General features: G+C 35.0%; 12 protein-coding genes. All 12 read left to right on the top strand.

The genetic code is table 11. From position 1 onward, the window contains the following. Positions 1-35: 35 nt before the first annotated feature. The 12 genes from K5X82_04125 (at position 36) to K5X82_04070 (ending at position 18,689) form a co-directional block, all read left to right on the top strand. The gene (locus K5X82_04125; protein QZT38092.1) at positions 36-3,419 is read left to right on the top strand and encodes a TonB-dependent receptor; all 3,384 of its coding nucleotides are present in this window, start codon (positions 36-38) and stop codon (positions 3,417-3,419) included. Positions 3,420-3,431: 12 nt separating this feature from the next. Next, positions 3,432-4,907 (top strand): RagB/SusD family nutrient uptake outer membrane protein, encoded by a 1,476-nt coding sequence (locus K5X82_04120; protein QZT38091.1) that lies wholly within the window; start codon positions 3,432-3,434, stop codon positions 4,905-4,907. A gap of 159 nt (positions 4,908-5,066) precedes the next feature. Continuing rightward, positions 5,067-8,201 carry a DUF4981 domain-containing protein gene (locus tag K5X82_04115; GenBank protein ID QZT38090.1) on the top strand — a complete coding sequence of 1,045 codons (3,135 nt, stop codon included), beginning with the start codon at positions 5,067-5,069 and terminating at the stop codon, positions 8,199-8,201. 2 nt (positions 8,202-8,203) lie between these two features. Further along, positions 8,204-10,213: a hypothetical protein gene (locus K5X82_04110; GenBank protein QZT38089.1), complete on the top strand. Its 2,010-nt coding sequence runs from the start codon at positions 8,204-8,206 to the stop codon at positions 10,211-10,213. A 164-nt stretch (positions 10,214-10,377) separates the two neighbouring features. After that, positions 10,378-10,959, top strand: a complete 582-nt coding sequence (locus tag K5X82_04105) for a sigma-70 family RNA polymerase sigma factor (protein QZT38088.1) — start codon at positions 10,378-10,380, stop codon at positions 10,957-10,959. A 117-nt stretch (positions 10,960-11,076) separates the two neighbouring features. Continuing rightward, entirely contained in the window at positions 11,077-12,360 is a 1,284-nt protein-coding gene (locus tag K5X82_04100) for an IS1380 family transposase (GenBank protein ID QZT38087.1), read from the top strand. Positions 12,361-12,842: 482 nt separating this feature from the next. Then, positions 12,843-13,823 carry a permease gene (locus tag K5X82_04095; GenBank protein QZT38086.1) on the top strand — a complete coding sequence of 327 codons (981 nt, stop codon included), beginning with the start codon at positions 12,843-12,845 and terminating at the stop codon, positions 13,821-13,823. Between the two features lie 19 nt (positions 13,824-13,842). Continuing rightward, positions 13,843-14,004, top strand: a complete 162-nt coding sequence (locus K5X82_04090; GenBank protein ID QZT38085.1) for a hypothetical protein — start codon at positions 13,843-13,845, stop codon at positions 14,002-14,004. Between the two features lie 179 nt (positions 14,005-14,183). Beyond that, positions 14,184-14,834 (top strand): Crp/Fnr family transcriptional regulator, encoded by a 651-nt coding sequence (locus tag K5X82_04085; protein ID QZT38084.1) that lies wholly within the window; start codon positions 14,184-14,186, stop codon positions 14,832-14,834. A 279-nt stretch (positions 14,835-15,113) separates the two neighbouring features. After that, positions 15,114-16,541 carry an IS66 family transposase gene (locus K5X82_04080; protein QZT38083.1) on the top strand — a complete coding sequence of 476 codons (1,428 nt, stop codon included), beginning with the start codon at positions 15,114-15,116 and terminating at the stop codon, positions 16,539-16,541. Positions 16,542-16,881: 340 nt separating this feature from the next. Beyond that, a complete protein-coding gene (locus K5X82_04075) occupies positions 16,882-17,280 on the top strand; it encodes a hypothetical protein (GenBank protein QZT38082.1) in 399 nt (132 codons plus the stop codon). A 44-nt stretch (positions 17,281-17,324) separates the two neighbouring features. Further along, positions 17,325-18,689, top strand: coding sequence for a 4Fe-4S binding protein (locus tag K5X82_04070; GenBank protein ID QZT38081.1), 1,365 nt, complete (start codon positions 17,325-17,327; stop codon positions 18,687-18,689). The last annotated feature ends 29 nt before the right edge of the window (positions 18,690-18,718 follow it).

Raw genomic sequence — 18,718 nt, 5'->3', positions numbered from 1 at the left:
GCCTCCTGTTTAACTAAATATCTAAAATAACATTTATGATTTCATTGTCTAAACTAGAGGTAGGCATGGATGGAACACGCAATCGTTTTTTATCCATCAAAAGTTTATGCTTGGTGTTATTTGCACTATTTGTAATGAATAGTAGTTACTCTCAAGCAGAAACGAAACCATCAGGATTGCATGTCAATGCTGGTATGTCATATCAATTGGCATATAATGGTGTCACCTTAGAGTATGTTCTGGGTGAACTACAAAAGACAACTTCTCGTCATATTATTTACTCTTCAGAGGATGTCAATCCTTATAAAGAAGTATCTGTTCATTGTAACAGTAACGATATGGAAGAGGTGATGGGAGAAGTTTTAAAAGAAACTAAGCTTGGATATGAAATTAATTCACAACAAGTTTTAATCTTCAAAGAAACACCTAAAGTTACGACTTCAAAAAGTAGATTGAATACAACACAGTCTGATGAGGTTGTGATTAAAGGTTCGGTTAAAGATGCAAAGGGTAATCCAATACCAGGAGCTTCAGTTACTACGGCTGATGAGTCAAAGGGAGTCATCACTGATTTTGATGGAAATTATACCTTTAGAGTTTCTAAAGATGATATCCTTCACTTTTCATATGTAGGTTACAAACCACAAACTGTACCACAAGAAGGCCGTTCTTTAATAAATATTATTCTACAGGAGGACCTGATGGGACTGGATGAGGTTGTCATAGTTGCTTATGGGGTACAAAAGAAATCAGACCTTACTGGTGCTGTATCTTCAGTTTCTTTAGATGATGTACAAAAAGTTGCTGTTTCAACTCCTGCAGAGTCCCTGCAAGGGCGTGTGTCAGGAGTTTCAGTGTCTAGAAGTAGTGGTGCTCCAGGAGATAGTGTAAATGTGAGGATACGTGGTGTTGCGTCATTTGGTAATAATAAGCCTCTGTATATCATTGATGGTGTGGAAGGTGATATTAATAATGTTAATCCAGATGATATCGCTTCTATGGAGGTGCTTAAGGATGCCTCTTCTGCTGCTATTTATGGTTCAAGAGCTGCCAATGGTGTTGTGATCATAACAACAAAAGATGGGGAAGCAGGAAAGATTAAAGTAAACTTTACGGCTTACGCTGGACCACAGGAGGTTGCTAAGACCCTTCCTTTGATGACAAATAGTGCAGACTGGATGAAAGTAAATAAGGCTGCATATGTTAATGCAGGAAATAGTTTACCTCAATGGCATCAAGACGATATAACAGACTTTGCCAATACTGATTGGCAAGATGAGATGTATCGTAGAGGATTGATGCAGAATTACAATTTAAATTTTAGTGGAGGACATAAGGATCTAAATTTTATGTTTTCGATGGGTTATTTTGACCAAGAAGGAGTTGTTAGAGATACAGACTTTGAAAAGCTTACAGCTCGTCTAAAGCTTAATTTTACAAAAGGGATTTTGAAAGTGGTTCCAAATATTTCTATAACACAGTCTACTTCTAACGATTTTAATACGAGTATATATACCATCAATCGAATTACTCCTATGATTCCTGTATATGATAAGGAGAGGATGAATGGTTATGGATATAGTAGTTATGGAGGATTAGCCGAGAATAACCCTGTTGGTTTGCAAGAGGTCATAGATGCTGCTAGTAAAAATACGGATATTAATACCAACTTGATGGCTTCATTGGATTTAGCGAAAGGCTTGGTATTAAAGATGAACACTGGATATCGAAACAATTTTTATAATTACAAAAAGCATTATCCTGCCTACAGGCTCAATGTGAAAGAGGGAGCAGAATTTCCATATAATGAAGAATCAACGACATATTATTCTCAGTTGCTTTTGGAATTAATGGCAAGTTATCATTATGAACTAGATAAACATTCTTTTGATGTTTTAGGAGGTGTTTCTCGACAGAAGCAATTCTCTAGGAATCATGGGGTGTCTGTCGAAGGAAAAGATTCGAATAATGATCCTATCGGATTCCCAAATCAAAACTTTGATGTAATTAGTGCAGGTTCAGGTGGAACATTTAGTGGTTGGGGTACGGAAAGTACTTTCACACGAGCATCTATTTTTGGTCGTTTGAATTATAATTACGATAGTAAATATCTTTTCCAAGCAACGATAAGAAGAGATGGTACTTCTCGTTTTAATGAGGATGAGCGTTATGGTGTCTTCCCTTCTGTTTCAACTGGATGGAATGTGCACAAAGAGAGTTTCTTTGCTCCGATTAGTGACGTTGTAAATAATTTCAAATTGAGAGCAAGCTGGGGTAAGCTTGGAAGTGATGTCAATCTACAAAATTACTATTATCAAGGCTTGATGAATGTTGGTAAACCTTATGTGTTTGGTGGCTCTCTTATCAATGGTATTTATACTAATGGCTTGCCTGTAGATAAATATGTGTGGGAAGAATCTGAAGATTGGAATGTCGGCTTTGACTTTGGTTTATTAAAGAATCTTGTTTATGGTTCGGTGAATTATTTTGTGAGTACAAGACGAGATATCTTGGTTGATCAACCATTGCCTGTTTCTAGTGGACTTAGCTCTCAAAAGAAGAATTTTGGGGAAATCCGCAATAAAGGATGGGAGTTTGAACTTGGCGCAAGAAGCTCTGTAGGTGATTTTAAGTGGGATGTTAAAGCGACTTTATCGACTGTTTCCAATGAAGTATTACAGTTGGGAGATGGTGTTAATTTACAAAAAGGACCCGACATTGGAGGTAAAATGCCTGTGGTTTGGACAGAGGTCGGAGAGTCTATCGGTCAGTTCCACACATTTAAGGTGGATCGACTGTTCCAAAATGAGTCTGAGATTGCTCAAAGTGCCCAGAAATCGGCTAAACCAGGTGATATAAAGTATGTGGAGGCGAAAGAAGATAAGAGTTTAACATATGATGACCTTCATAATACTGGTTCAGCGCTACCAGATTTTGAATATGGATTAAGTGTTAATATGTCGTATAAGGGGTTTGATTTTAATGCATTTTTTAATGGACGAGAAGGAAATAAGATTTTTAATGTTGCGAGATATTATGGAGAGAATATGTTAGGTAATTTTAATTACTGGACAACAACATTAGATCATTGGACACCTACCAATAGAGACACTTCGATGCCGAGACCTAATATTAATGATTGGAGCAATTCATTGATATCGGATCGTTTTATCGAGGATGGTTCATACTTCCGTTTAAAATCGATTCAGTTAGGATATACCTTTAACAATGAGTGGTTGAAGAAGATTAAGATGGATAAGCTTAGAGTCTATGTTAGTGGTCAAAACCTATTTACAATAACAGATTATACCGGATATGATCCAGAGATGGTATCACAAAATGTTTGGAATATGGGGATTGATTATGGGGTATATCCAAGTTCAAAAACCTACTTATTGGGTCTTCAAGTTAGTTTCTAAAAAAGCACAGATATGAAAAAGGTATTATATTTAGCACTCATCGTTAATTTATTGCTATCAAGTTGCTCTGATTCATTTTTGGAGCAGACCTCTCCAAATAATATAACGACAAGTGAATTTTGGAAGAGTGAAAAAGATGTAAAACAAGCGATGGTGGCTTGTTATTCTGATGTGTCCGCACAAAGCTGGCTGTGGGGTGAGTTATATATGGCATTGTTCAATTATAAAGGTGATGATGTGGATTTGATAGGAGGATCTATTCAATATGGTTATCTTTCTACATTGAATTCTTTTCAAGCAACAAGTGATAATTCTGTGGCCAGTTATGTCTGGAAATTAAGATATAGAGCTTTACGAAATGTCAATAATGTGATCACAAATCTTCCCAATGTGCCTTCGGGTCAGATATCGGATGAAAAGAGAGCTGAATTCATGAGTGAAGCTCACTTTCTAAGAGGATTGCTTCATTTTGACTTATTAATTAATTTCAAGCAAATTATTATTCGTGACCAGGTGGTAACTCTTGATAATGTATTTAAAGCGTTATCATCACGAGAGGATGCTTGGGATTTTGTGATAAAAGAATTTAAGGCAGCATCTACCCACTTACCAAAAGCATGGGATGACAAGAATGTTGGACGCGCTACCAAAGGTGCTGCTTGGGGGTATTTAGGGAAGGCGTATTTATTTAGAAAGAACTACACCGAAGCGATAAAAGCTTTTGAAGAGGTGAAGAAGCTAGGTTATGATTTGACTGAAAATTATGAGGGGATGTTTAATGGAACCAATGAAAACTCTAAAGAGTCGTTATTTGAAGTACAATATACTTCCAGTGAATCAGGAGGTATGACCTACTATGCATCTAGTGCCACCTTTATGGGAATTAGTGAAATTAATGGCTGGAATATGATTGCTCCTAGTGAATTTCTTATTTCAGAATATGAGAAGGAGCGTACTGTAGAAAATAAGTTGGATAAGCGACTTTTGGCTACGATTTGTTACAACGATCCAGATGGGGAAAGTATGTTGTTTGGAAAAACGTGGAAGTCTTATTTTGAGGATGGTGTAACCCCTAAAAGGATGTTTAAGAAGTATATTGATGGTTTGTCTGAGATTATTTCGAATAAGTCAGGTGTAAATCTTCCGATGTTGAGATATGCAGATGTTTTATTAATGTATGCTGAGGCTTTAAATGAGAGCGGAGGTGATGCAACCGAAATTCTAAAGGCACTAAACAAAGTAAGGGGTCGTGCTGGATTAAAAGATTTTGAAAAAACGGATCAAACAAGCCTGCGATTAGAAATTAGACACCAGAGATTCTTAGAGTTCCCTATGGAATCCATACGTTTCCAAGATTTGGTGAGATATGGAGATGTGAAGCAAACTTTGGTTGATAATCAGCATCCATACGCTTCAAATTATACAGATGATCAGGCTTATTATGACGTTCCTGCCGTTGAATCTGCTCAGAATAATCTTATAGATTAATAAGGTCTGGTCTATTTCTTAGATAAAGAATAATTTTAATAATTGGGGTTCTGTTATATTTTATTAGTATAGGAACCCCATATTTTATATGTTATGGTGTAGTGTTTAAAAATCAAGGGATTAACTGGGTGAAAAATTGACTAACGAAACAAGAAAGATATGAATAAGTGTTGCTGGATAATTGGTATGATAGCATTATTTTGTGGACAGGTTTGTCATGCAAAAGAGCGTTATGATTGGGAGAATCCTGAGTTTATTTCAGAGAATAAAGAGGTGCCTCATGCATCTTTTATTCCTTACAAGAGTAAGACTCCTTCTTCTTGGTATGAGGATAAATATGAAAGTAAGTTGGTTAAGTCTTTGAATGGTGAGTGGTCATTTCACTATGTGGATAGGCCATCTGATAGACCAAAGACATTTTTTGAGGAGGGATATGATATTTCTTCATGGAAAAAAATTCAGGTCCCAGGCAATTGGGAAATGCAAGGGTTCGGCACTGCGATTTATACAGATGTGGCTTATCCATTTCCAGCAAATCCACCTTATATCCCTCATGACTATAATCCCGTAGGCTCTTACAAAAGATCTTTTGTTTTACCCACAACATGGCGAGGTAAAGATATTTTTATCCATTTTGGAGGGGTGAAATCTGCATGCTATGTATGGATTAATGGCAATAAAGTTGGTTATAGCCAGGGAAGTAAGACTCCCGCAGAATTCAATATTACTTCTTATGTCAGAAAAGGAGAGAATCATGTAAGTGTTGAAGTGTATCGATACAGTGATGGGGCTTATCTGGAAGACCAAGATTATTGGAAAGTAAGTGGAATGGAACGAGACGTATTTCTTGTGGCAAGAGAGAAGGAGCATATTCGTGATTTTAGCTTTGTGTCAAAGCTAGATGATGTATATGAGAAGGGGGTGTTTTGTGCAGATTTTTATTGGAATAGAGCCTTGTCAAAGAAACATTTGTTGTCTGTGAGCATTGAAAGTTTAGATGGTCAAAAGGTTTGGTCTAAAACGATTAAAGTGTCTCAACGAGATTCTGTTTCTCACGTGGAGACTGTGCTTCCGAAGGTGAAATGTTGGACTGCAGAGACCCCTCATCTCTATAAGGTTATTGTAAAAGATGAAAAAGAGAATGGAAGTGTGAATGAAACATTTGCACAGAATATTGGGTTTAGAAATGTTGAAATCAAACATGGGACATTAAGAGTGAATAATGTACCGATTACTCTAAAAGGTGTTAATCGTCATGAGCACGATCCTGTTACATGTCGTACCATAACTGTGGAGAGCATAAGAAAAGATATCATGCTAATGAAGAAGCATAATATCAATGCAATACGCTGTTCACATTATCCTAATAGAGAAGAATTTTATGACTTATGTGATTACTATGGAATGTATGTGGTCGATGAAGCAAATATCGAATCTCATGGCATGGGGTATGATAAAGACAAAACATTAGCAATGAAACCAGAATGGGCAAAAGCACATATGGATAGAACGCAACGAATGTTCTATAGAGATCGTAATCATAGTTCAATTATTATTTGGTCTTTAGGGAATGAGGCCGGTTTTGGTCCAAACTTTGAGGCTACATATCGTTGGTTGAAAAAACATGATGATGGTCGTCCTGTTCAATATGAGCAGAGTCATTATAACGAGTTTACTGATATCGTGGTCCCTATGTATGCTAGGCCTTATCATTTGAAGGCTCATGTTAATCATCTCCGTAAACGACCTTATATCATGTGTGAATATGCTCATGCGATGGGTAATAGTGTTGGAAATTTACAAGATTATTGGGATTTGATATATAAATATGATCAACTTCAAGGTGGCTTTATTTGGGACTGGGTCGATCAAACTATTGCTTTGAAAGATTCATTAAATAATGCCTATTGGGGGTATGGTGGCGATCTAGGCTTTGTAGGAGTTCCGAATGATTCTAACTTTTGTGCTAATGGATTGGTTGGGGCAGATCGCTCTCTTCACCCTCATATTCATGAAGTAAAAAAGGTTTATCAGAATATCCATTTTGAGCCCGTAGCCTTATCAACAAATCGTTTTAGAATTCATAATCGTTTTGATTTTATTGGAACCGAACCTTTTGATATTAAATGGGTTCTTGAAGGTAATGGAGAGAAAGTATTAGAGGGAACTTTAGACCCACTAAATATAAAACCTCATCACACTAGAGAGGTTGTTATTGACTATGCTACATTTACACCATCTAAGGGAGTTCATTATTTTATCAAATTTTCTGCTTATACGAATAAAGAAAGTCGGTTGGTACCTAAGGGCTATTGTGTCTCAGAAGAGCAGTTTGAATTACCAATTTATCTTCACCCTGAGTTAACCCTAGTGGATGAAAGGCCACTAGGAGTTCAAGTAAATGGTGAAGAGATTCATATATCTAATAATAAATACCAATGGTCTTTTAATGCTTCGGATGGTCGATGGCTTTCTTGGCATACGGACAATAAGTTGATTCTGGAGAATGGTTATCATCCCAACTTTTGGAGACCCGTTACAGATAATGATAAAGGAAATGGGTTACCACAAAGGTGTAAGAAGTGGAAAGGTGCAGGGGATTCCCTCGTATTCAAATCTTTCAAATATCAAAAGCGTGGAGAGGCTTATGAAGTTTTAACGACTTATCGGTTGAAGCATCATCACACAGAATATGTGTTGAAGTATAATCTCTATCCTTATGGTGATTGTGATATCTCGGTAGCATTGATCGCTAAAGACAAAGATATGCCAGAGATCCCACGATTGGGCGGATATATATTAATGGATAAACGTTATTGCCAAAAAGATTGGTTTGGTCGTGGTCCTTGGGAGAGCTATGCAGATCGTAAGACGAGTGCTTTTTTTGGTAGATATCATACTGATGTGTATTCAGACTTTCATCGATATGTTCGACCACAGGAAACTGGAAATAAGTCGGATCTTTTTTGGTTCTCTTTGACTGATATGAAGGGAGATGGTGTCATGATGCTTTCAAAAGAGCGTAGAATGAATTCTTCTGCTTGGCCATTTCATATGGATGCATTGATGGAGGATCCTAGTGGTGTTTTTAAACATGGAGGATCTATTGCATTGGGAGATGATATTTGGTGGAATATTGATTATTTGCAGATGGGAGTTGGAGGAGATAATACTTGGGGGGCTTATACCCATTCGGAATATTCGATCCCTTATCGTGATTATTCATACTCTTTTACGTTAAGACCCGTAAGTGGAGCATTAGATAACTTATCGAAAATCGTTTATTCTAAGTAATTATGAAAATAGTGAATACATTTAAGTTGTTTCTTTTAATGGGTCTGTTTTTGACGGTCTGTTCTTGCCAAAAGCAACAAGAAAATAAGACTAATAGAGGACAGGTGCACTGTGTTGATAACTTTGAGAATGTTTTAGATATATCGTTTACCCCTGTTAAACCATATGATATCAAGCATACATTATTTTCGGATCAGGGGGCATGGCATGCTTATGCTGTGCCTAGTGATAGTCGTTATTATGGTGGTTTTACAGGACCTATGGTGATGTCTATGTATGGGGAGTGGTTGTCAAAAGGGTTTGCTCAATGGAATATTATTGAGGATAATCAGTCTCTTGACTGGAGTAAGTCTATAAGAAGTGTACGATATTTGCCTGGTTCGATTGTACAAACCTATTTGTTAGATGGACTTGACATAGAACAGACTTTAGTTTTTTCAGATCATAGAACGTCTATGATTCGAACTGTGTTTAAGAATGAGGGTAATAAAGCAAGAAACCTTAACCTTACTCTTTCTGGAACTTTATGGAGTTCAAAACAGACTATATCTTCTAATAGTAGAGGAGAGATGGTGGTGAACATCAAAGACCACCACTCCTATCTAGTCCAGGATGTGGTTCCTATGTCAGATAACCTAAAGATTTCAACACAAGATTCATCATATGTGATGCGTTGGAACCATCAAAAGGTGAAACGTAATGATTCTTTAGTCTTTGTTATGACCCAACATTATCAGTTCAAGGAAGAACCGAGGTATTCGTACCATAAGGATTTTACTGTGATGGAAACGGAGAACCAGAAACGATGGAATGGGTATTTATGTAAATATTTCAATCGAGAATCAAGATTATTAAAAGATACATCTAATATTAAAATAGCAGTAAAGTCGATCATGACTTTGGTGACTAATTACAGAAGTAAAGCGGGGGACCTGAAGCATGCAGGGACTTTCCCTTCTGTCTCTTATCAAGGTTTTTATGGTTTCTGGAGTTGGGATAGTTGGAAGCATGCTGTTGCTTATAGCTATTTTGAGCCTCAAATGGCAAAAGATAACTTGAGGTCTATGTTCGATTACCAGGATGATAGAGGAATGGTGGCTGACTGTATCTATTATAATTCAAAAGAAAATAATTGGAGAGATACCAAACCTCCTTTGGCAGCATGGGCTGTAGCAAAGATTTTTGATGCTACCAAGGATACTTCTTTTGTCGAGGAGATGCTACCACGATTGATAAAGTATCATCATTGGTGGTATACCGATAGAGATCATGACAATAATGGATTGTGTGAGTATGGCTCAACGGACGGAACAAGAATAGCCGCAGCTTGGGAGAGTGGTATGGATAATGCTGTTAGATTTGATCATGCAGAGATGATTCAAAATAGGGATAAGGCTTGGTCATTAGATCAAGAGTCTGTGGATCTTAATTGTTATCTGTATTATGACAAGAAGATGATCTCATATTTAGAAAATGTTTTACAGATAAAGAAGCCTTCCTTGACAGCTATTGGTACTTCAGATCTAAGAACAATGATTAGACAGCTGATGTTTGATAAGGAGGAAGGTTTTTATTTTGATATTGATCTAGAAAAGAAAAAACAGATTCCTATCTATGGTCCAGAAGGTTGGATCCCTTTATGGTCTGAGGTAGCCACAAAAGAGGAAGCAATTAGTATTGTCAAAAATATCATGGATACTACAAAGTTTAATACTTATATTCCATGTCCGACGCTAGATGCATCTCACCCTAAATTCAATCCTTTAAAAGGATATTGGCGAGGTCCTGTTTGGCTTGATCAAGCATATTTTGCAATCAAAGGAATGTACAAATATGGTTATGATGACAAGGCGATAGTTTTGACAGAAAATATTATGAATCATTGCCAAGGATTAAAAGATAGAGCTCCAATTAGAGAAAACTATCATCCAATTACTGGTGAGGGGTTAAATGCTATTGGTTTTAGTTGGTCATCAGCTCATCTTTTAATGCTTCTAAGAGAATCTAAATAATATTACCAAAATGCCAGCCTTGAGGGGGGTACTCTATTAAGGAGTATCCTCTTTTCAATTTTCCATTAAAAACAATACTTTTGAGTTTGCCGAGAAACTAAACAAATGGTCTGTTTGTTAAGATAGACAGGAATAACTCTAATTAATTGTGTATAGATAGGAATATGAAGGAAGAAATTAAATGTTGTAATCCTGACGAAGTCGTTGCATTATTCTATGATATGATCTTAGGGTATGTGATTAAGAAAGTACAAGATAAGAACCTTGCTCATGATATTGTGCAAGAGGTGATGGGACGATTAATGGATGCTTACCATAAAAATACTAAGGTGAGTAATATGAAAGCTTGGTTGTTTCAAATTACTCGCAATATCTTGGTTGATAGTTATCGATCAAAAAAGATTGTTTTAGATGAATTTGAACAGGTCGAAGATGTTGAGGATGAGATTGTCGAAAATGGTGCAGCTGATTTTATTATTCCTATGATAAAACTGTTACCTGAAAAATATCGTGATCCTTTATATTGGAGTGATATTGATGGTGTTCCTCAGGCTGAAATAGCTAAACGGTTAGATATTTCATTGTCTGCAGCTAAGATGAGATGTCAAAGGGGACGTAAAATGCTTTATGAGATGTTTACTCAATGTTGTGAAATAGATTATTCAGAAGATGGATCCTTTGTCGCATGTCATTTAAAAGATACTTGTGATAATTTATTAAGTAAAGTATCATCGCTCAAGAAATAAATAATTTATATGGGACCTTGAATCCGCACGTGTATTATATTAATTTTAAGTAAACATCAGTAAGACAATGCATAGTAAGGCTTTTATATGTTCAGAAAAAATCACCTATTTAGGTGAATGATCAAAGATTTTAATTCAAATGTGACTCCATTTGGTGGGATATATTTAATTCATGATTTGCTAATTTCAAACGGCATTATTCAATTTATTAATGAGCAATTAGTAGACCGAGGTCCAAAGTGTATCTATAAGTTCTCTGATTTGTTATTACCACGCATATATACTACTTTTTGTGGAGGTAGTGCTACGGAAGATATTAACTATCTTCGGGATAATACATTGAATAACTTGAGATCAATTTCTATCCCTTCTGCTGATACCATTCTAAGAGGAGATGTGGAGCTTTCTACTCCATGTGAGATTATCGAAGGAAAGACTACAATTAAAGGCCAAAAGATAAATGTTAACACACTAATGAATAAATTCTTGTTGGCTAGTGCTATTAAGTTTAAACAGTTAGATCCTAATGCTTCTGATCTTATCTATGATTTTGATCACCAGTTTATTCCCACTCAAAAGAGTGATGCAGAATATAGCTATAAGAAGACAGAAGGATACTTCCCAGGAGTCGCAACCATAGGTAACATTCCTGTATATATTGAAGGACGAAATGGAAATTGTCATGTTAAAACGGCTCAATTAGAGACCCATAAACGAGCATTAGAGTTGTTGGCATCCAAAGGTGTAAAATTACGATATGCAAGAATGGACTGTGGTTCATATATCAAAGAGGTTACAGACTACTTTCATCAAGAGGGTATTCTATTTTCGATTAGAGCCTCTCACTCTAACGTATTACTATCAAAAGCATCAAAAACAGATAATTGGTCTTGTTGTGAGATAAATAATCAAGCATATGAAGTCAATAGCTTCAAATATGAATTTGGTCAATATACACATAGAATCATCGCATACCGAAAACCCAATAAGTCCAATCAAATGTCATTGATAACCAATGATGCGAAGAGTTATCAGTTTATAGTAACCAATGATTGGGATATTACAGAAGAACAAGCTATTATATTCTATAATCAACGAGGAGCTAGCGAGAAGGTTTTTGACATTCAGAACAATGATTTTAATTGGAAATCAATGCCTCACAGCAACTTAGAAGAGAACACTGTTTACTTGATAATAATGGCTGTAGCACACATTCTATATCGATACATAATATCAAAGTTTGCTGATTTAGTCGACGGGTTAAAGACAACAAGTAGACTCAAAGCATTTATATTTCGCTTTGTTACGGTGGCAGCTAAGATTACCAAAAGTGGGCGAAGAGTGATTGTTCATTTAGCAACAAACAATAAGAAACTAATTAAATCTACAAAGGCTGGATAGAATGATAAACGGAACTGGTATTGGCTCTCCCTCATTAGCCTTAAGACATAAGTGGGTAAGGGAGGTTGTGTCTAACAAAGGTCTAAATTCATAGATGTAGCACGTAGTATCTCCAAATGCAGGCTTAAAATCAGGATATTACCCCATGATAAAGATTTGAGATATGCAAGAAAAACATCTGCGTATTTTAGGTGGGAGTAAAATAAAAGCTATGCTATCTTTTTTAGATGGTGTAGCTTTTTTTTATCAAAAATGTGTCTTTTTGTTTGTTAAGGCGTCTACTCTAATGAAAATAAGAAAATGAATTATCATGAAGCTAACAAGCAAAAGATCTAATATACGTATCATGGTCCGAAAGCGAAATTGTCCAAAGGTTTATAATGCAAGTACCTGTTTATTGTCTGTTCCTTAGTATATGTGTCGAAGATAAAAAATGAGAATTGAATAGATGAAGTATTGACGTATTAATAAAATAAAGAGTGATGCAAGATAAATTAATAGCATTAGTAAAGAGTTTCTTTTTTGACGTATTAAATATAGATACTACTCCATTTATGGAGAGTTTGACAAAATCATTTGGGAATTTCATTTTTATTACCCTTGAACTGTTTATCCTTTTTGTTGTGATTACAGCTTTGATAGAGTTTATCATGATGCATGTATCGCAAACCAAGTTACAAAGATTATTTAAAGGTAAAGGACTTTTGGGGAATATCGCAGGAGCAATATTTGGTGCTGTAACACCTTTCTGTGCATGTTCAACAATACCTATGACTGTAGGTTTTTTGAATGCAAATCTTCCATTTGGGTCCGTAATGTCATTCCTTATTTCATCTCCACTGCTTAATCCAATAATTGTAGCAATGTTGGGAGCCACTGTTGGAGTGAAGAATGCTGCGGTATACTTTATCTTAGCTTTTACATTAAGTGTCATGTTCGGATACTTATTGGAAAAGAGTGGTTTGTCGAAATATGTTAGATCCGTAAAAGTGTCTGGCGGAAGTGACAATATTGTAGATGGAATTGATAAAAGAAGATCACTTTCGTTAGGGACGAAGGTTCGTTTATCATTAGATGCAGGAGTTAATTCATTGAAACCAATATTAGGATATTTATTTATTGGTGTAGCGATTGGTGCTACTATTTATGGTTATCTTCCTGAAGGGGATACCATTGCAAAATATGCTGGAGGAGATAATATTTGGGCCGTACCCCTTGCTGCAATTGTTGGAATCCCACTCTATATTAGAGCAGAAACAGCTATTCCTATTGCAATGTCTTTGATTACAAAAGGGGTTGGAATGGGAACAGCGATATCGTTGATTATTGGAGGTGCAGGTATGGCAATTCCAGAAATGACGATGTTAGCGAAAATATTTAAGCCTAAATTATTAATCATCTTTGTTGCTGTAATTTTTTTGGTGGCAGTGATTTCAGGGTATGTTTTTAATGTAATTGTATAATTTAAAAATAGATATAATCATGTTTGATTTTTTTAAAAAGAAGAAAAGCAATAGTTGTTGTTCAGTAAAGATCAAGGAAATTACTGATAATAAACCAAAATCAAGCTGTTGCGATATTAAGTTTGAGGAAGTAGATGAGAAGAATAAAAAAGGGCAAGATGATTGTTCAACGAAAAGTTAATTTTATATTACATTTTATAGTCTAATAAGTTGATTATTTGATAGAAGTGTTGTTTCAGTATTTGAAACAATACTTCTTTTTTTGTGTCCTATTATTGATACCTCGCGAAATAATATTTTATGTATCTTTGAATGTACTGTGTTACACTTAGTTTTACTATAATTGAAATTGATCGACCTATGTCTGATAATAATGTTAGATTGAATCCGGAGATTATCCAAAAACGTTTTCCAATACTTGATCTTAACCTATGTGAAAAGATTGCTGACGTTGGTTCTTGGACAGAGATCCCTAAAGGACAGATGCTTATACAAGAGGATAAATATATAAAGAAGTTTCCTTTGGTCTTAGATGGAGTTCTTCGGATATACAGGTCTGATTCAGATGGGAGAGAATCCTTGTTGTATTATCTTACCCGTGGGGAAGTTTGTTTGATGGCTCTTACATGTTGTATGGAGCATTTCAAATCTAATGTTAACATCGTTGCTGAAGAAGATACAGATGTGATAAGTGTGCCTGTGAGATATCTTGATGAATGGTTAGTTGAATATGAATCATGGAAGGTTTTTGTTTTAAGATCATACAAATCACATTTTGATGGTTTGTTAGAGACGATTGATAGTCTTGCTTTCAAGAAGATGGATGAGCGTTTGTTGTCGTTCTTTGTTGAATATCAAAAGTCTACAGGGAAAAAATATTTTCAAGGAACTCATGGTGAAATTGCAAGCTCACTAACTACTTCAAGAGAAGTTATTTCTCGATTATTAAAAGCATTGGAAAAAGAAGGGAAAGTTAACTTATCAAGAAATCGTGTCGATTTTCTGTTTTAATATAGTATCCACACAAGTTTTAATAAGCCTGTTATATCAACTATTGCATTGTGGTATAATAGGTTTTTTTTATTTTGATCGTAATCACTGAAGTCTATGGATATCATTCCAGAGTATGTTTTTTATCGTAACTACTCAGGTTCTTCAGATAGGTTTTAACCGACAAAAACTTCAAACACGTTGATTTGGTGTACAATGTTGATAAATAACAATGTATTTGTTGATTACTTTTAGTTGTTATCTTTTCTATTTTGACCATAAGAATAGATCTTTGCAGGCATGAATAAAGTTGATCGTTTAGAAAAAGAAAACAAGGCATTAAAAGAGCAAGTACAATCTTTACTGGCAAAATTAGACATTGTTATGTCGGAGGTAAGAGCTTTGTCAGAAGAAAATGCGATGCTTCATGCTAAGATTAAGACTCTTGAAGATCAACTATCACGTAGCAAGAAAAATAGTGGTAATAGCAGTTTTCCTCCATCTAGAGATTTATCAACAGTAAAGAAGAACCAATCTCTTCGCAAGAAATCTAATAAAAAATCAGGAGGTCAACTTGGTCATAAAGGCATGACTTTATTTCAAGATGCCACACCGACCGATATCGAATCTCATCATCCTTTAGCTAAGTGTAGTTGTGGAAATAGACTGAATCCTGAGGATGCTAGGTTGCTATGCAAGCGTCAAGTTTTTGATATCCCCCCTGTTATTGAACCTATATGTATTGAGCATCGTCTTTATGAGAATAGATGCAGTTGTGGACAAATCCATAAAGGAGCTATGCCATCCAATGTTAATGCACCAGTTCAATATGGTCCCAACATACGTTCGCTAATTCTTAGTCTGCATATAGAGCACTATATCCCTTTAAATCGTATTAGTTCGCTAGTAGAAGAGCTGACTTCCTATAAAATAGGAGATGGAACTATTGACAATATTTTAAAACATGCAGAAAAGGTATTCACTCCCCTATATGAATCTCTACGTCAATCTATTGAAGATGCCAATATAGTTGGATCTGATGAAACAGGTTGTAAAATAGATGGCAGTAAAGGATGGATGTGGGTTTGGCAAAATTATGAACTAACTTTTATCACAGCACATAGATCTAGAGGGTATAAAGTTGTGGAAGAAAATTTCAAAGATGGATTTACTAATGCTACTTTAGTAAGTGACTGCTATGCTTCTCAACTAAAGACCCCTGCCAAACATTATCAACTATGTCTAGCTCATTTACAACGCGAATTAATCTACATAAAGCAACAGACCAATAATAGATGGGCACAAGATATATTAGATCTCTTTTCAGAAGCCATGAAATTAAAACGGGAAGCTGAAGAAAAAGATTTCCCACTAGATAAGGAAGCATCATTTAAGACCAAATTATTAGAACTTCTGAATATCGACATAAATGACGATCAGCTCGATGAAATCAGAACATTACGACAACGATTAATAAAGAAAATCGATAGTGTGTTTACTTTCTTAAATCATTATGAAGTACCGTTTGATAATAATGCTTCGGAAAGAGCAATGCGTAACATCAAGGTAAAACAGAATGTGTCTAAGGGATATCGCACAGAAGAAGGGGCGCAGAGGTATGCCATGTTGCGATCTATAACCGACACATTAAAGAAACAAGGAAAGAGTGTTCTGAACATGATCGCATATTGGCTATCATGCAATAATGTTAACTTAAGCTGGGAATAGATAATTTTGAAAGTTATCTTCTTGAAGCTCTATTTAAAATCTAATAGAGGCTAAACTATAATACTACCTGAGTAGTTACTTTTTATCTGTTAACCTCTACTGTATCATATTTTTAATGTCTATTATAATTGTTGATTAAAAAGATTCTTTATTAACAAATATTTCAATAGTACCATTTCTTTGTGATTTATACCATAAAATCGTATCCGACATACCTTTCTTTGTCTGTAGATATAGAAATGGAATCCAAAACTATATAATAGTTTAATTACTTGATGTTGTTTCGCCTAGTCGTAGTATGAATCCATTGTCTTATAAGAAATCATAAAATTATAGTTGATTGAGAAAGATGTCTAATCATACATTTATAAGGAAGATATACCATTGGTTTGCTTTAATGCTGTTGCTATTTGGTGTGTTTGAGAGATTAATACCTCACTCTCATGTTGTTAATTTAGATTCTCCGTTGTTACGTCTTATTGTATGTGAGGACGATGCTTCTGTTCCTTTTTCGGATCAACAAGTTGAAGAGATTATTCATGGTAAATTCTATGATAAAGAATCCAACGAATTAAGTCTATTTCCCTCTGTACTTTTTGTTAAAGGTAATATTCGTGAGGAATCTATGAATTGGGCTCATGATATTGAACTGCTCTCGCTCATTATTCCGTCATCTTCTATAAGCGTATTGGACTTGTTATATTATTCGTGTAAATCACCTCCAATATTTTTGTTGTAGTGAGAGTAATTGAATGAGTAATTATAATATAATACGTGAATAATATGTTTAAAAAATTATATAGCAATAAATACTTTCCATTGGTTCTTCAAATCGTTTCGCTGGTTGTATTTATTGTCATTTTATCCTTAGGTATTGGTATAACAACAGATAACGTTAAGTTTGCAAAGATTTTAAGGAATACAAACTTAGGTACGCTTGTTGTTTGGTCATATTGGTGGCCTCTGATTGTAGTAACTGCAGTATTTTTAGGTCGACACTGGTGTACAATATGTCCTATAGAGCTTATAACTCATAGTATATCATTTTTAAGTTTGAAAAAAAGAGTCCCAAATTGGTTGAAAAATGGTTGGGGTATTACTGCCCTATATGCATGTATATTATTAATCGGTATAGAAACTCTGAGTATACATAGAGTTCCTAATGGCATGGCTTTTTATTTGTTGACTTTAGTCGCATTAGCAGTTATTGCAACGATCATTTTTGACAAACGTTCCTTTTGTTCTTATTTATGTCCCGTAGGGAATTTATTAGGGTTATATTCTTTGTTTTCTAAGTGGGGGATAAGAGTGAAAGATAGTTCAAAATGTTCTAAGTGCAAGGAGATGACATGTGTGTCAAAAGATAATAGAAATAAATTTTTAGAACGTTCATGTACATCTAATATACATCCGAAAAATCTTGATATCCAATCTAGGGCATGTATTATGTGTACTCAGTGTATAAAATCTTGTAGTCATAACAATGTTTCTTTACAAAAGGTAGATAGAGTGTATAATAGCACTACTTCTTCAAGAATAAAAGGTGCTGAGGTAGGTATGATTGTTCTATTAACAGGTTTTATTAGCTATGAGATTTTATCTTCTTGGAGTTTAAGTAATCAAATGTTACATTTCTTACCGAACTATTTCATTAATGAATTTGGAATGATAGGAAAAGTAGCAAAGTTATTTAATACATTATTTGTTTTTGTTTTAATGCCGGTATGCTTTTATGCTGTTTTAAGTTCGATTATATATTTTATTGAGGATAAACATCACTCTATCATTTCAATTTTAAAACGTTCTGCGTTATATATTCTTCCAATGATTGCATTTGGACATGTTTTTAAAGCGATGCTTAAAACGACTTCTAGATTGCCATATTGGAAATATGCATTAGATAAACCATTTGGTATTATAAATGCACAAAAAATTCTGGAAGGAGAAGTTCATCTTACTCATATGTCATGGATTTCACCTCTAGTTATTTTTTTAGGAGTATCAGGATTGTTATTTGCGTATCGATTATCAGTAAAGAAAATCTTGAAGGATTTGGATATAATGTCTCACTCAAGACTGGTCTACATAATAATATTAACAATATACTTATTGTTTATACTATCAGGGCCTATATCATCATTGTTTTAAATAGTGTGAATTTGGGGGACAATAAATTT

The sequence above is a fragment of the Prolixibacteraceae bacterium genome, from assembly GCA_019856515.1.
In the GTDB taxonomy this organism is placed as follows: domain Bacteria; phylum Bacteroidota; class Bacteroidia; order Bacteroidales; family Prolixibacteraceae; genus Halosquirtibacter; species Halosquirtibacter xylanolyticus.
Note: the sequence above shows the minus strand (reverse complement) of the source record. Positions and strands in the feature narration are given on the sequence as shown.

Excerpts from the sequence above, each read along its gene's own strand:
- K5X82_04125 (QZT38092.1), top strand. The coding sequence starts at position 36 with ATGATTTCATTGTCTAAACTAGAGGTAGGCATGGATGGAACACGCAAT.
- K5X82_04120 (QZT38091.1), top strand. The coding sequence starts at position 3,432 with ATGAAAAAGGTATTATATTTAGCACTCATCGTTAATTTATTGCTATCA.
- K5X82_04115 (QZT38090.1), top strand. The coding sequence starts at position 5,067 with ATGAATAAGTGTTGCTGGATAATTGGTATGATAGCATTATTTTGTGGA.
- K5X82_04110 (QZT38089.1), top strand. The coding sequence starts at position 8,204 with ATGAAAATAGTGAATACATTTAAGTTGTTTCTTTTAATGGGTCTGTTT.
- K5X82_04105 (QZT38088.1), top strand. The coding sequence starts at position 10,378 with ATGAAGGAAGAAATTAAATGTTGTAATCCTGACGAAGTCGTTGCATTA.
- K5X82_04100 (QZT38087.1), top strand. The coding sequence starts at position 11,077 with ATGATCAAAGATTTTAATTCAAATGTGACTCCATTTGGTGGGATATAT.
- K5X82_04095 (QZT38086.1), top strand. The coding sequence starts at position 12,843 with ATGCAAGATAAATTAATAGCATTAGTAAAGAGTTTCTTTTTTGACGTA.
- K5X82_04090 (QZT38085.1), top strand. The coding sequence starts at position 13,843 with ATGTTTGATTTTTTTAAAAAGAAGAAAAGCAATAGTTGTTGTTCAGTA.
- K5X82_04085 (QZT38084.1), top strand. The coding sequence starts at position 14,184 with ATGTCTGATAATAATGTTAGATTGAATCCGGAGATTATCCAAAAACGT.
- K5X82_04080 (QZT38083.1), top strand. The coding sequence starts at position 15,114 with ATGAATAAAGTTGATCGTTTAGAAAAAGAAAACAAGGCATTAAAAGAG.
- K5X82_04070 (QZT38081.1), top strand. The coding sequence starts at position 17,325 with ATGTTTAAAAAATTATATAGCAATAAATACTTTCCATTGGTTCTTCAA.